Below are 14,742 nucleotides of genomic sequence, written 5' to 3'. Positions count from 1 at the left end.
CCGGAGGGAAGACATGGCATCGAAAAGCTACGACATGATTGTGATCGGGGCAGGGCCGGGGGGCTATGTCAGCGCCATTCGAGGCGCACAGCTGGGCCTCAAGGTCGCGATCGTTGAGCGCGAGCATCTGGGCGGCATCTGCCTGAACTGGGGCTGTATCCCCACGAAGGCGCTGCTGCGCTCGGCCGAGGTGTTCCACCTGATGGAGCGCGCGAAGGATTTCGGTCTCAGCGCCGAGAAGTTCGGCTATGACCTCGACGCGGTGGTGAAACGCTCGCGCGGGGTGGCGCAGCAGCTCGCCTCCGGCGTCGGCCATCTGCTGAAGAAGAACAAGGTCGATGTCGTGATGGGCACGGCGAAACTGGCCGGCAAGGGCAAGGTTTCGGTCAAGACCGACAAGGGCACCGAAGAGTTGACCGCCAAGAACATCGTGCTGGCCACCGGCGCGCGGGCGCGCAACCTGCCGGGGCTCGAGGCCGACGGCAAGCGCGTCTGGTCCTACAAGCACGCGCTCAACCCGCCGCATGAGCCGAAGAAACTGCTGGTCATCGGCTCCGGCGCGATCGGCATCGAATTCGCCAGCTTCTTCAATACGCTGGGCGCCGAGACGACCGTCGTCGAGGTGATGGATCGCGTGCTGCCCGTCGAGGACGAGGAAATCTCGAAATTCGCCAAGAAGCAGTTCGAGAAGCAGGGCATGACGATCCGCGAGAAGACCACCGTGACCAAGCTCGACCGCAAGGCCGACAAGGTCATCGCGACGCTCGACAAGGGTGGCAAGACCGAGACGCTGGAGGTCGACACCGTGATCTCTGCGGTCGGCATCGTCGGCAATGTCGAGGATCTGGGCCTTGAAGAGGCGGGCGTTAAAGTCGACCGCACCCATGTCGTGACCGACGAATACTGCCGCACCGGCGTCGACGGGCTCTATGCCATCGGCGATATCGCAGGCGCGCCGTGGCTCGCGCACAAGGCAAGCCATGAGGGCGTGATGGTCGCCGAGTTGATCGCGGGCAAGCACGCCCATCCGGTCAAGCCGGGCTCGATCGCGGGCTGCACCTATTGCCAGCCGCAGGTCGCCTCGGTCGGCATGACCGAAGCGAAGGCGAAAGAGGCGGGCTACGACATCAAGGTCGGCCGCTTCCCCTTCATCGGCAACGGCAAGGCGATTGCCTTGGGCGAGAGCGAAGGTCTGGTGAAGACCGTGTTCGACGCGAAGACCGGCGAATTGCTGGGCGCGCATATGGTCGGCGCGGAAGTGACCGAGCTGATCCAGGGCTATGTCGTGGGGCGTCAGCTCGAGACCACCGAGGAAGACCTGATGAACACCGTCTTCCCGCACCCGACCCTGTCGGAGATGATGCACGAGTCGGTGCTCGACGCTTACGGGCGCGCGATCCACTTCTGATCGGATGTGCCGAGAGATAGGAAAGGCCGGGGGAGACCCCGGCCTTTTTCGTTGCGTGGTAAGGGACGCGCCCGAGCCTCGGGTGGGCGCTGCGCGTCGCCTGTGGCCGGGCGGTTTATCCCGCAAGTCCGCAAGTCGGCTCTGCCCGCGCTGACACCGCCAATGCGCCCTCCCGGGGGGAGGCTCGGGCGCGGCCCGGGGCTGGTCGCCCCGTGCCGGTTATGACCAAGGCCTGTTCTTGCCCTTCCGCCGCACCTTCGGCATGGAGCGCGCACCGCTCCAATCGCCCGTAGCCGGAGCAGGGGCCGCGCGTTCCCGGCGCGCACCCGTACCGCCCGCAAGCTGGCGCAGCGCGGCGACGCGGTTCTCGGTCGAGGGGTGGGTGGCGAACAGGTTATCCGCGCCATGCCCGCTCAGCGGGTTGATGATGAACATATGCGCGGTCGCGGGATTGCGCTCGGCGGCGACATTCTCGACCCGGCGCGCGCCCGCCTCGATCCGCTGCAGCGCCGAGGCCAGCCAGAGCGGATTGCCGCAGATAGCAGCGCCTTCCTTGTCGGCCGCATATTCGCGGGTGCGCGAGATCGCCATCTGCACCAGCGCCGCCGCCATCGGGGCGAGGAACATCATCGCCAGCGTGCCCATGATCCCCATCCGCTCGCGCGAGCCGCCGAAGAACAGCGCGAAATTCGCCAGCATCGAAATCGCACCGGCGAAGCTCGCCGTCACCGTCATGATCGCGGTGTCGCGGTGCTTGATATGGGCTAGCTCGTGGGCGATCACGCCCGACAGCTCTTCGCGCGACAGGCTTTGCATCAGCCCGGCGGTCACCGCCACGGCGGCATTCTCGGGGTTGCGGCCGGTGGCGAACGCGTTGGGCTGCGGCGTGTCGATCAGGTAGACGGCGGGCATCGGCAGGTCGGCATTCTTCGCCAGTTGGCCCACAAGGGCATTCAGCCCCGCGCGGTCGCCCGGCGCCACCAGATGCGCGTTATGCATCCGCAGGACCATCTTGTCCGAATTCCACCACGAATAGACATTCATCCCGGCGGCGAAGATCAGCGCGATCACCATGCCGGTGGCGCCCCCCATCAGGTAGCCCAACCCCATGAACAGCGCCGTCATCGCCGCCATCAGCATCGCAGTCTTGGCATATCCCATCGTGATCATCTCCACGCGAAAACACTCGGCCTCGATATAGGCACGCGACGCGCCCACGCAATTCCGCGGGGCGCGCAAAACAAAAGGGGCCCCGGCGGGACCCCTTCAAAATCATGCGATGCAGCGCGCGATCAGCGTTCGATTTCGCCACCGCCCGCGTGCCAGTCGCCCAGACCGCCGATGTTATAGACATGCTCGTAGCCAAGTTGGGCGAGCATCTGCGCCGCACCTGCCGAACGCGCGCCCGAGGCGCAATACAGAGCGACCGGCTTCGACGTGTCCAGCTTGGGATGCTTCTCGGGGCTCGACGGGTCGGCCTTCATGCGGATCGTCGCGAGCGGGATATGCAGCGCACCCTTGGCCTTGCCCGAGCTTTTGACTTCCATGCCCTCGCGCACGTCGACGACGGTCAGTTCGCCGGCTTTCGCCTTGGCCACGGCGTCTTTCGCCGAGATTTTTTCCAAGCGGCCACCGCCGGAAGGACGAAGGAAGTTCAGCATCTCAATACCTCTTGCGTTCGCTGGACCCGAAAGATCCGTTTCCCGCCTCATGTGGCAAATGCCGGGAGGCTTTCAAGAGTATTAGCGCGGAACGGAGCGAAAATACATTCAAGAAATGGAATTTAATGCCGATCTGCCACGATTTTGATCGTGCTGCGAGGCGGGCAGGCGGCGCGCGGAAAGCGCGCGACATCCGCGCAGAGTCAAAAGTTCACATTTCGTTCGCAGATTTGGATTGGAGACTCGCACGGAAACACCTATCTAGGGCTGGTGATAAAGGGGGCGTGGATGGCTGAACTGAAGTTCATCGAAGTGCGCGGCGCGCGCGAGCACAATCTCAAGGGCGTGGATGTCGATATTCCGCGCGACCAGTTCGTGGTGATCACGGGGCTGTCGGGCTCCGGGAAATCCTCGCTGGCGTTCGATACGATCTATGCCGAAGGGCAGCGCCGCTATGTCGAAAGTCTGAGCGCCTATGCGCGGCAGTTCCTCGACATGATGGGCAAACCCGATGTCGATCACATCTCGGGCCTGTCGCCCGCGATCTCGATCGAGCAGAAGACCACGTCGAAGAACCCGCGCTCCACCGTCGGCACCGTGACTGAAATCTACGACTACCTGCGTCTGCTCTACGCCCGCGCGGGCACGCCCTATTCGCCTGCCACCGGCGAGCCGATCGAGGCGCAGCAGGTGCAGGACATGGTCGATATCGTGATGCAGATGGAGGAGGGCACGCGCGGCTATCTGCTCGCCCCGATCGTGCGCGACCGCAAAGGCGAATACCGCAAGGAATTCATGGAGCTGCGCAAGCAGGGCTTCCAGCGCGTGAAGGTCAATGGCGAATTCTACGAGCTGGAAGAACCGCCGACGCTCGACAAGAAATTCCGCCACAACATCGACGTGGTCGTGGACCGTGTCGTCGTGCGCGAGGGGATGGAGACGCGGCTGGCGGACAGTTTCCGCACCGCGCTCGACCTCGCCGACGGTATCGCGATCTTCGAGAGCGCGCCCCGCGAAGGCGAGGGGGAGCCGGAACGCACGACATTTTCGGAGAACTTCGCCTGTCCGGTTTCGGGCTTCACCATTCCCGAGATCGAACCGCGCCTGTTTTCGTTCAACGCGCCGTTCGGGGCCTGTCCGGTCTGTGACGGCCTCGGCGTCGAGCTGTTCTTCGACGAGCGCCTGATGGTGCCCGATGTGACGCTCTCGGTGCAGGGCGGGGCGCTGGCGCCATGGGCACGGACGAAGTCGCCCTATTACACCCAGACGATCGAGGCGCTGTCGAAACATTACGGGTTCGATCCGAAGAAGCCGTGGAAGGACCTGCCGGAGAATGTGCAGGAGCTGTTCCTGCGCGGCTCGGGCGATCAGGAGATCAAGTTCCGCTTCGACGAGGGCGGCCGCGTCTACGAGGTCAGCCGCACTTTCGAGGGGATCATCCCCAATATGGAGCGCCGCTACCGCGAGACCGACTCCGCCTGGTCGCGCGAAGAGATGGAGCGGTATCAGAACAACCGCCCCTGCCATGCCTGCGGCGGCTATCGCCTACGGCCCGAGGCGCTCGCAGTGAAGATCGGCGACAAGCATGTGGGGCATGTAGTCGAGATGTCGATCAAGGAGGCCCATGACTGGGTCGCCACCGTGCCGGGCAGCTTGTCGAACCAGAAGAACGAGATCGCGACGGCGATCCTCAAGGAAATCCGCGAACGTCTCGGCTTCCTCGTGAATGTGGGCCTCGATTATCTGACGATGAGCCGTGCGGCGGGAACGCTGTCGGGCGGCGAGAGCCAGCGGATCAGGCTGGCGTCGCAGATCGGCTCGGGACTGACGGGCGTGCTCTATGTGCTCGACGAGCCCTCGATCGGTCTGCACCAGCGCGACAATGACCGCCTGCTCCAGACGCTGAAAAACCTGCGCGATCAGGGCAATACCGTGATCGTGGTCGAGCATGACGAGGATGCGATCCGCCATGCCGATTACGTCTTCGATATCGGCCCCGGCGCGGGCGTCCATGGCGGTCAGGTCATCGCGCGCGGCACGCCAGACGAGATTGCCGCCGATGCGGCCTCGCTGACGGGGCAATATCTGTCCGGCAAGCGCGAGATCGCGGTGCCGACGGAACGGCGCAAGGGCAACAAGAAGAAGCTCAAGGTGGTGGGCGCGACCGGCAACAACCTCAAGAACGTCACGGCCGAGTTCCCGCTGGGCAAGTTCGTCTGCGTCACCGGCGTCTCGGGCGGGGGCAAGTCCACGCTCACCATCGAGACGCTGTTCAAGACCGCCTCGATGCGGCTCAACGGCGCGCGTCAGACGCCCGCGCCCTGCGACACGATCAAGGGTCTGGAGCATCTCGACAAGGTCATCGACATCGACCAGCGCCCGATCGGGCGCACGCCGCGCTCGAACCCGGCGACCTATACCGGGGCCTTCACCCCGATCCGAGACTGGTTCGCCGGTCTGCCGGAGGCGAAGGCGCGTGGCTATAAGCCGGGGCGCTTCTCCTTCAACGTGAAGGGCGGGCGCTGCGAGGCCTGTCAGGGCGATGGCGTCATCAAGATCGAGATGCACTTCCTGCCCGACGTCTATGTCGAATGCGAGACCTGCAAGGGCAAGCGCTACAACCGCGAGACGCTCGAGATCCAGTATAAGGGCAAGTCCATCGCGGATGTGCTCGACATGACGGTCGAGGATGCGCAGGAGTTCTTCAAGGCGGTGCCTTCGATCCGCGAGAAGATGGACGCGCTGATGGAGGTGGGCCTTGGCTATATCAAGGTCGGCCAGCAGGCGACGACCCTTTCGGGCGGCGAGGCTCAGCGGGTGAAGCTGTCCAAGGAACTGTCGAAACGCGCCACAGGTCGCACTTTGTACATTCTGGACGAGCCGACGACCGGTCTGCACTTCGAAGATGTTCGAAAACTGCTAGAGGTGCTGCACAGTCTCGTGGAGCAGGGGAACACTGTCGTGGTGATCGAGCACAATCTCGACGTCATCAAGACCGCCGACCATATCATCGATATCGGTCCCGAGGGCGGCGATGGCGGCGGTGAGATCGTGGCGGTCGGTACCCCCGAGCAGGTGGCCGAAAACCCGCGCAGCCATACCGGCCATTACCTCGCGCAGATGCTGGGAGTGAAGGTCGCGGCGGAGTGATCCGCCGCGCCGATGACTTTGACCGTAACCGCGGGCTCAGCGCTGCGCGGTGCGCCCGATGACTTCCATGACCTTGTGGTCTTCCGCGCCCACTTTGTAGATCACGCCGCGTACTCTGTAGTAGCGCCAGGCGCCCGTCACGATCGGCAGGTCGTAGCGGCGCAGGTTCAGGATCATCGAGTGCTGATAGACCGGGAAGTCGTCGCCGACGCTGAACTCGGGCTCCATCTGGCCTTGCAGCACCCAGCGCGCCGTTCCGTTGGTCGTGGCGACCTTGCAGAACGTGTCCCCCGTCGTGAGCGTCTTGCACTCCGGCGCGGCTTTTGCAGCGGTCTTGGTCTCGGCTGTGGCATTGCCCATGTCGATCTTGCCGCCACGCATCACTTGGACCCCTTGCGCCGATCCTTCGGCGGAGGCGAGGGCGGGCAGGGCGCAGAACAGCGCGATCAGGGCGAGCGGGCGTGTCACGATCCTCATCACGAAAGCCTAGCCACGCAGATGCCATCGGGCAATGAAATTGAGAATCGACGCATGTTTCTGTCCTCCAAGCTTTTGAGGACAAGAAAAAACGGGCGGAGTGGTTCCGCCCGTTCGTAACTTTCCGTCTGGACTGTGGCTCAGAAGCCGACGACGTCCGAAGCTTTGCCGATCTGGGCGATCACTTCGCCGTTCTCGGGGCTGACTTCGTAGATGTAGCCAAACGAGCGCCAGTAAGTCGCGTCAGCCTTCAGGCCGAATGCGTCGGGCTGACGGAGGCGAACGTGGCTCTCGGTGATCTGCTGGCCAACCTGCCACAGAAGGTCGTTACGAACCGAGGGCTTTTCAGCATTTGCCTGGTTCGCGACCGAGACGCTCGATGCGAGTTTCGAACCTGCGGCGCTCATCGGACCATCTGCGAGAGCTGCCATCGGGGTAAGGGCTGCACCGATCACCGCGATCAGCGCGATACGGGGAAGATAAGTCATGCGCGTTTCCTTTCGTCTTGGTGGACCAAATGCCGCATTGCGGCGAAAAGGTCCATTGCAGATTCCGCATTACCGCTATGCACGCGTTTGTGTGCGATTGTGTGCCGGCGGTTTTGCTAGGGCGCTGAAAATGCTTAAAGAAATTCTAATGGTGGTTTCAGAAAATATGAAAGACCCGCGCAAACACGCGCGGGTCTTCACTTTTCGTAACGTCATTTTGAACGTCGTTTCTGCGTTTGCGCGGTCAGTTCCCGAGGATCGAACGCGCGAGTCCGATCAATGCGAGCACTTCGCCGGTCTGACGGTCGACCTGATAGACGTATCCGTTCGAACGCCAGTAGGTCCGATTGTCGTTTAACCCGTAGCGATTCGGGTCGCGGATCAGGACGTAGTCACCAATGATCCGGTCGCCGCGACGCCAGCGGTGGTCGGCGTCCCGCCATGCGTCATCGCGCTCGTCGTCATGGCGATAGCTCTTCTTGGCGAGGCCCGGCGGGCGACAGCCATTGTTCTTCTTGGCCAGCCCCGGCGGGCAGCCCTTGTAATTGCGCTCCGCGTGGCCGCGGTCGTTCTTCCACTTGCCGTGGCCATGCCCGTCGGCAAGGGCCGCACCGGGCAGAAGGCTCGCCCCGAGGGCGGCGGCGAGGGTAAGCTGGGTCAGGCGTTTCATGTGACCTCTCCTTTCCATAAGCGCCTCAGGCGCGTCTCGGGATATAAATGACCATACCTGCCGGGCCGTTCCATGATGGAAACGTACCTTACCTTCTCACAAGCAAGACCCCGCCGAAGGCACATGGTCCTTCGGCGGGGTCCGGCTCGCCCGAGGGCGAACTTAGGTCGTAGGGGTCACTTCTTGCAGGTATTGACACCCAGCATCGAATAAAGCGGGCAGGTGCCCAGCAACCCGGTCGCAAGCGGGATCAACCCGATCCAGTACAGCCAGTGATAGGGGCCGGGCGGGGTGACGAAGAAGCCGATGATCAGGGCCAGCCCGATCACGATGCGCAGAGTGCGGTCGATGCCGCCGACATTGTTCTTGAACATGCAAAGCCCTTTCGGTGGCGCAGTTTCCTTTGATCTTGATACTGTTACGCAAGCTCAAGCGGCAAGGATTAACTGCGGGAGGCGCGGTGACGCGCCCCCGCTCAGCTGCGCGAGCGCTTCTCGAAGCGCGGCAGCATGGCCGAGAAATCGCGCCCCTTGCCGCCTTCGGCTTCCACGAAAGCCGCGTAGAGCGCGGAGGCGAGCTTGCCCATCGGCGTGTCGGCATCGGCGCTCTCGGCGGCCTGCTGGCTCAGCCGCAGGTCCTTGAGCATCAGCTCGGCCGCGAAGCCCGGCTTGTAGTCGTTGTCGGCAGGCGATTGCGGCCCGACGCCCGGCGCGGGGCAATAGGTGTTCATCGACCAGCTCTGACCCGAAGAGGTCGAGACCACGTCGAACATCTTCTCACGGTCGAGGCCGAGCTTGTCGGCCAGCGCGAAGGCTTCGCAGGTCGCGATCATCGTCACGCCAAGGATCATGTTGTTGCAGATCTTGGCCGACTGGCCTGCGCCCGCTTCACCGCAATGCACGGCTTTCTGGCCCATCACGTCGAAGAGCGGCTTCACGATGTCGAAGCTTTTCGCGTCACCGCCCACCATGAAGGTCAGCGTGCCGTTGGTCGCACCGCCCACGCCGCCGGAGACCGGCGCGTCGAGCGAACCGAGGCCGCGCTCCGCCGCCATCGCCGCGACCGCTTTCGCGCTATCCACGTCGACCGTCGAGCAATCGCACAGCACCGCATCTTCCTGCATCGCCGGGATCACTTCCTTGGCGACGTCGCGCAGGATCTGGCCATTGGGCAGCATGGTGATGACAACCTCGGCCTCCTGCGCCGCCGCCGCTGCGGTCGTCGCCTGACCCACGCCCTCGGGCGGCGGGGCGGTGAGGTCGAAGCCGATCACTTTGTGACCCGCGGCGACCAGATTGGCCGCCATCGGCCCACCCATGTTTCCAAGCCCGATAAATGCGATTTTCATGGTGTCTCCTCCCAGATGGCCCATTCGGGGCCGAGCGGCTCCAGCATCTGCGCGACCGCCTCTTCCGGCAGCGCATCCAGAGCGTATTTCCATTGCGGATTGCGATCCTTGTCGATGATCTGCGCCCGCACGCCCTCGAGAAAATCACCTAGCTCCGCCGCACGCCAGGTAAAGCGGAACTCATGGGTGAGGGCGGCGCGGATGGTGTTCTCGGCGCGGGTCATGCGGATCAGGCGCAGCGTCGCTTCCATCGAGAGCGCGGAATTGCGCAGCACCGTCTTGTAGGTCTTCTCGGCGAACTCGCTGCCCGAGGTCTCGAGCTTGGCGACGATCGCAGCGAGGTTCTCGGCCCAGAAAATCCGGTCGATCTCGGGGCGCAGGCTCTCCAGCTTGCCGGGCTCGGGCGAGGTGCGCGGATGGGGTAGGATGTCGATATTGCCGGTCTCGATGAGCCGGGTCTTCAGATCGTCCCAATCGGCCTCGGGCACGAACATATCGGCGAACCCCGCGTACAGCGCGTCTGTCGCGTTCATCCGCGCCCCGGTCAGGCCGAGATATTCGCCCACATGGCCCGGCGCGCGCGCCAGTAGCAGCGTGCCCCCCACGTCCGGGATCAGCCCGATCCCGCTTTCGGGCATCGCCACCTGCGTGCTCTCGCCAACGACCCGGTGGCTCGCATGGCCGCCGACGCCGACGCCGCCGCCCATCACGAAGCCCTGCATGAAGGCGACGACGGGTTTGGGATATTCCGCGATCTTGGCGTTCATCCGGTATTCGTCGCGCCAGAAATCGCGCCCCGGCGCATAGTCGCCCGCAATCCCGGCCCGATAGACGGCGGCGATATCGCCGCCCGAGCAGAAGGCGCGATCACCCACCGCGTCGATTATGACAAGATCGACCTCCGGGTCGTCGCGCCACGCGTCGAGCGCCGCCTCGATCGCCATGGCCATGTCGTGATCGAGCGCGTTGAGCGCCTTGGGTCGATTGAAGGTCAGCCGTCCGGCGCGACCTTCTTTCCTTGCGATCATCGTTTCTTCGGTCATCCACGCTCCGCCAGCATCGCGCGACTGATGATCAGCCGCATGATTTCATTCGTGCCTTCAAGGATCTGGTGCACGCGCAGGTCGCGCACGAGCTTCTCGATCCCGTAATCGGCAAGATAGCCGTAACCACCATGCAATTGCAGGCATTGGTTTGCCACATCGAATGAGGCATCCGTCACATAGAGTTTAGCCATGGCGCAGAACTTCGTCGCATCATGGGTCTTGTTGTCGAGCTTCCATGCGGCCTGACGCAGGAAGGTGCGCGCGGATTCCAGTTTCACCTCCATCTCGGCGAGGCGGAATTGCAGCGCCTGAAACTGATCGAGCGATTTGCCGAAGGCCTTGCGCTCGCCCATATAGGCCAGCGTCTTGGTCAGCGCGGCCTGCGCGCCGCCCAGGGCGGAGGCCGCGATGTTCAGACGCCCGCCATCGAGGCCTGCCATCGCATAACTGAAACCTTTGCCCTCTTCGCCCAGCAGATTCTCCGCCGGAATGTGGCAATCGTCGAATTGCACCTGCGCGGTCGGCTGGGCTTTCCAGCCCATCTTGCGCTCCAACCCGCCGAAGCTGAGCCCCTGCGCGCCGTCCTCGACGACCACGGTGGAGATGCCCTTGGGCCCCGGATCGCCGGTGCGGACCATCGTCACATAGACATCCGAATAGCCGCCGCCCGAGATGAACGCCTTGGTGCCGTTGAGCACCCAGCCCTCGTTCGAACGCTCGGCCTTGGTGCGCAGAGCCGCCGCGTCCGAGCCCGAGCCCGGTTCGGTCAGGCAGTAGGAGAAGACTTTCTTCATGCTGACCAGATCGGGCAGCCAGCGCGCCTTGTCCTCGTCCGAGCCGAACTTGTCGATCATGCCGCCGCACATGTTGTGGATCGACAGGAACGAGCCGACAGCGGGGCAGGACATCGCCAGCGCCTCGAAGACGAGCGTGGCATCGAGGCGCGACAGGCCAGATCCGCCGTAGTCTTCGGAGACGTAAATGCCGCCCAGACCCAGCTCGGCCACTTTCGGCCAGAGCTCTTTCGGGATCGTGCCCGCCTCTTCCCACGCCTCGGCATGGGGGGCGATCTCGTCTTGCCCGAAGGCGTAAGCCATATCGAAAATGGCCTGCTGTTCCTCGCTGAGCGCGTAGTCCATGAAACTCCTCCCCGAGCTCACTTTCGGCAAAGGCTCGACCTCAACCGGATGAATTGAACACCCGTTTAATTTCGAATCCTTGCGAGAGTTTTGCAAGGGGGGAGCATGGAGGGAAGGGGGCGGGCCGTCAGCCCGCCAGATAATCCGCGATCACAGACTCCGAGCCGCGGGCCCAGACGTCGTTCAGAAGTGCTGTGAATTTCGCCACGACCTCGGCATTCTCGGCCAGATCGCCGTAGATTTCCGACATTTCCAGCCACGCGGCGGGACGTTCCTTCGCCAGCTTCGACTGCGCGACGAGGTGATCCCAGTTCGGATCGTTCGGCGCGATCTCCGCCCCGGTCTCGCTGGTGCCGTAGCAATAGCGGCACCACAGCGCGCTTTCGAGGATCAGCCCGGTGCAATCGCGACCTTGTGCGACGCAGTCGTTGATCGAAGTGATGATGAACTTCGGCTGCCGGTTCGAACCATCGAGGCACAGGCGGCGGATCGTGTCGGCCACTTCCGGGTTCGAGAAGCGATCGAGGATCAGCTGTTTGTAATCATTGAGATCTGTCTCCGGCACCGGCGGCACGATGGGCAGGATCTCGGTCGTCTCGATCTTGTCGAGATAGGCGCGAATCTGATCGTCGGCCATCGCCTCATGCGCGTATTCGATGTCGCGCAGACCGGCGGCATAGGCGATGATCGCATGCCCGCCATTGAGAATGCGGATTTTCATCGTCTCGAACCGGTCGACCGCATCGGTGAAGGTCACGCCGACCTTCTCCAGCGCCGGACGGCCTGCAGGGAAATTGTCCTCCATGACCCATTGGCGGAAGGGCTCGCAGGTGACGGGGGCGGCGTCTTCGATCCCGAAGCTTTGGGCCAATGCGCGTTCGCGCGGGCCGGTTGCGGGGGTGATCCGATCCACCATCGAGTTCGGGAAAGCGACATTGGCCTTGATCCATGCGCTCAGTTCCGGATCGGACAGCTCCGCCAGCCCGCAAACCGCATCGCGCGTGACATGGCCGTTATGGGGGACGTTGTCGCAGCACATCACGGTGAAGGGCGGCACACCCGAGGCACGGCGCGCTTTCAGCGCCGCAATGATCGCGCCGAAGGCGGTCTCGGGGGCGTCGGGATTGGCCGCATCGGCCTGAATGTCGGGATGGGTCGGGCTGAACGTCCCGGTCTTGGGGTCGATGTAATAGCCGCCCTCGGTCACGGTGAGCGACACGATCCGCACGCTGGGCTGCGACATCGCGGCGATCAGCGGGGCGTTGCCCGAGGCGACCTCGGCGAAACCGACCATCGAGCCGATCACGCGCGCCGATTTTGCCGCCGGGTCCAATTCGATCACACTATACAGACCGTCTTGCGCCAGCACCCCCTCGCGCATCTTCGCATCGCCCGCGCGCACGCCCGCGCCCATGAGCGCCCAGTCATGGCCTTCGCCCAGGTTGAACAGATCGTCGAGATAGACCGCCTGATGCGCCCGGTGGAAATTGCCGCAGCCGATATGAACGATGCCGGGGGTGAGCGCCGCACGGTCGTAACCGGGGCGCGCCACGTCTGCGGGAAGCTCGGAGAGGGTGTCGTTGGAAAGTGTCATATCAGCTCATCCAGTTTCCGCCGTCGACATTGTAGGTCTGGGCGACGATGTATTCGGCCTCGTCCGAGGCGAGGAAAACGGCCATGCCGGTCAGATCGGCAGCCGTGCCCATGCGACCAAAGGGGACGGCTTCGCCCACCTCTTTTTTCTTCTGGCCCAAGGGTTTGTTCTCGTATTTCGCGAAGAAAGCATCGACGCCGTCCCAATGCTCTCCGTCGACCACGCCGGGTGCGATCGCGTTCACGTTGATGCCGTGTTCGATCAGGTTCAGCCCCGCCGATTGGGTGAGGCTGATGACCGCGGCCTTGGAGGCGCAATAGACCGCCACCAGAGCCTCGCCACGCCGCCCGGCCTGAGACGCCATGTTGATGATCTTGCCGCCACGGGCTTGCGCGATCATCTCTTTCGCCGCCGCCTGCATCATGAACAGCGTGCCTTCGACATTGATCTTGAAGACGCGGGCGTAGTCTTCGTGGGTGATCTCCACGAGGGGGGCCGCCGTGAAGATCGCTGCGTTGTTGATCAGGATGTCGATCCCGCCCGAGGCGCGCATCTTCTCCATCGCGGCGTCGATGCTGGCCGGGTCGGTCACGTCGAGCTTCAGAGCGACAGCACCGATCTCGGCTGCGGTGTCTTCGGCCCGCGCGATGTCGATATCGCCGATCACGACCTCGGCCCCTTCCGCGATGTATTTCTCCGCGAAGGCGCGGCCGATCCCGCGCGCGGCGCCGGTGATCAGGGCGCGTTTGCCTTTCAGTCGCATCAGATTGCCTGCCCTTGCGCGTCGAATTTATGAAGCTGGCTCAGATCAGGCGTCAGGTAGACCTTGTCGCCCGCATGCAGGCCGATCTCGCCACCGCCGCGCACGTTGATCAGGCCATACTCGGTCTCCACATGCAGGAACGTGTCCGATCCCAGATGCTCGGAGACGCCGACGGTGCCTTTCCACGCGCCTTCCGTGGTGGAGACCTCGATATGCTCGGGGCGGATGCCGATGCTGTCGGCCCCGTATTTCGCGGCCTCGTCGCCTTCGATGAAGTTCATCTTGGGCGAGCCGATGAAGCCCGCGACGAACTTGTTGCGCGGCGTGCGATACAGCTCGAGCGGAGAGCCGACCTGTTCGATCCGGCCAGCCTGCAGCACGACGATCTTGTCGGCCATGGTCATTGCCTCGACCTGATCGTGCGTCACATAGACCATCGTGGTCTTGAGCTTCTGGTGCAGCTCGGAAATCTCAAGACGCATGTTCACGCGCAGCGCCGCATCAAGGTTCGACAGCGGCTCGTCGAACAGGAACGCCGCCGGTTCACGCACGATGGCGCGGCCGATCGCGACCCGCTGACGCTGACCGCCCGAAAGCTGGCCGGGACGGCGGTCGAGATAGTCGGTCAAGTTGAGAATGCGCGCGGCATTGTCGACCTTCTCCTTCGCCGCCGCTTGATCGAGCTTCGCCATTTTCAGCGGGAAGGCGATGTTCTTGCGCACCGACATATGCGGGTAGAGCGCGTAGCTTTGGAACACCATCGCCAGACCGCGCTTGGCGGGGGGCAGTTCGGCCGACGGTTGACCGTTGATCTCGATTTCACCGCCGGAGACATCTTCCAGGCCCGCAATCAGGCGAAGAAGGGTGGATTTGCCGCAGCCCGAGGGGCCGACGAAGACGACGAACTCGCCATCGTTGATTTCCAGATCGAGCGGGGGGATGACCTCGACATCGCCGAAGGCCTTGCGGACGCCCTTGAGGGTTATCTGTCCCATGGG

Annotated in this window: 14 protein-coding genes; 2 read left to right on the top strand and 12 right to left on the bottom strand. The window is 63.6% G+C overall.

The window, feature by feature from the left end; translation table 11 throughout:
- Positions 1-13 precede the first annotated feature (13 nt).
- Complete coding sequence (lpdA, locus tag BMI87_RS01020) at positions 14-1,408, top strand: dihydrolipoyl dehydrogenase (protein WP_078519311.1); 1,395 nt, start codon at positions 14-16, stop codon at positions 1,406-1,408.
- Positions 1,409-1,627: 219 nt separating this feature from the next.
- Here the strand turns inward: lpdA and htpX are convergent, their stop codons facing one another.
- Complete coding sequence (gene htpX / locus BMI87_RS01015) at positions 1,628-2,569, bottom strand: zinc metalloprotease HtpX (RefSeq protein WP_078519997.1); 942 nt, start codon at positions 2,567-2,569, stop codon at positions 1,628-1,630.
- A 131-nt stretch (positions 2,570-2,700) separates the two neighbouring features.
- Complete coding sequence (locus tag BMI87_RS01010) at positions 2,701-3,069, bottom strand: rhodanese-like domain-containing protein (protein WP_078519310.1); 369 nt, start codon at positions 3,067-3,069, stop codon at positions 2,701-2,703.
- 288 nt (positions 3,070-3,357) lie between these two features.
- Between BMI87_RS01010 and uvrA the strand changes: the two genes are divergently transcribed.
- Positions 3,358-6,219, top strand: coding sequence for an excinuclease ABC subunit UvrA (uvrA, locus tag BMI87_RS01005; protein WP_078519309.1), 2,862 nt, complete (start codon positions 3,358-3,360; stop codon positions 6,217-6,219).
- A gap of 36 nt (positions 6,220-6,255) precedes the next feature.
- On the opposite strand, the gene BMI87_RS01000 is transcribed toward uvrA, so the two are convergent.
- The 10 genes from BMI87_RS01000 to BMI87_RS00955 form a co-directional block, all read right to left on the bottom strand.
- Positions 6,256-6,696 (bottom strand): hypothetical protein, encoded by a 441-nt coding sequence (locus BMI87_RS01000; RefSeq protein ID WP_078519308.1) that lies wholly within the window; start codon positions 6,694-6,696, stop codon positions 6,256-6,258.
- A 140-nt stretch (positions 6,697-6,836) separates the two neighbouring features.
- Positions 6,837-7,184 (bottom strand): hypothetical protein, encoded by a 348-nt coding sequence (locus tag BMI87_RS00995; protein ID WP_078519307.1) that lies wholly within the window; start codon positions 7,182-7,184, stop codon positions 6,837-6,839.
- 244 nt (positions 7,185-7,428) lie between these two features.
- Positions 7,429-7,854 (bottom strand): hypothetical protein, encoded by a 426-nt coding sequence (locus BMI87_RS00990; RefSeq protein ID WP_078519306.1) that lies wholly within the window; start codon positions 7,852-7,854, stop codon positions 7,429-7,431.
- 176 nt (positions 7,855-8,030) lie between these two features.
- The gene (locus BMI87_RS00985; RefSeq protein WP_078519305.1) at positions 8,031-8,228 is read right to left on the bottom strand and encodes a DUF2892 domain-containing protein; all 198 of its coding nucleotides are present in this window, start codon (positions 8,226-8,228) and stop codon (positions 8,031-8,033) included.
- A gap of 101 nt (positions 8,229-8,329) precedes the next feature.
- Positions 8,330-9,202 (bottom strand): 3-hydroxyisobutyrate dehydrogenase, encoded by an 873-nt coding sequence (gene mmsB / locus BMI87_RS00980; protein WP_078519304.1) that lies wholly within the window; start codon positions 9,200-9,202, stop codon positions 8,330-8,332.
- Complete coding sequence (locus BMI87_RS00975; protein WP_078519303.1) at positions 9,199-10,245, bottom strand: enoyl-CoA hydratase/isomerase family protein; 1,047 nt, start codon at positions 10,243-10,245, stop codon at positions 9,199-9,201. The genes mmsB and BMI87_RS00975 overlap by 4 nt, the downstream gene beginning before the upstream one ends.
- Positions 10,242-11,387, bottom strand: coding sequence for an acyl-CoA dehydrogenase family protein (locus tag BMI87_RS00970; RefSeq protein WP_078519302.1), 1,146 nt, complete (start codon positions 11,385-11,387; stop codon positions 10,242-10,244). The genes BMI87_RS00975 and BMI87_RS00970 overlap by 4 nt, the downstream gene beginning before the upstream one ends.
- A 127-nt stretch (positions 11,388-11,514) precedes the next feature.
- Positions 11,515-12,981: a mannitol dehydrogenase family protein gene (locus BMI87_RS00965; RefSeq protein ID WP_078519301.1), complete on the bottom strand. Its 1,467-nt coding sequence runs from the start codon at positions 12,979-12,981 to the stop codon at positions 11,515-11,517.
- Position 12,982: 1 nt separating this feature from the next.
- The gene (locus BMI87_RS00960) at positions 12,983-13,747 is read right to left on the bottom strand and encodes an L-iditol 2-dehydrogenase (RefSeq protein WP_078519300.1); all 765 of its coding nucleotides are present in this window, start codon (positions 13,745-13,747) and stop codon (positions 12,983-12,985) included.
- Positions 13,744-14,739, bottom strand: a complete 996-nt coding sequence (locus BMI87_RS00955) for an ABC transporter ATP-binding protein (protein WP_078519299.1) — start codon at positions 14,737-14,739, stop codon at positions 13,744-13,746. Before BMI87_RS00955 ends, BMI87_RS00960 begins: the two co-directional genes overlap by 4 nt.
- Between the last annotated feature and the right edge of the window lie 3 nt (positions 14,740-14,742).

This window comes from Thioclava sp. F28-4 (assembly GCF_002020045.1).
GTDB lineage: Bacteria > Pseudomonadota > Alphaproteobacteria > Rhodobacterales > Rhodobacteraceae > Thioclava > Thioclava sediminum.
This window is presented reverse-complemented; position numbering and strand designations above follow the sequence as displayed.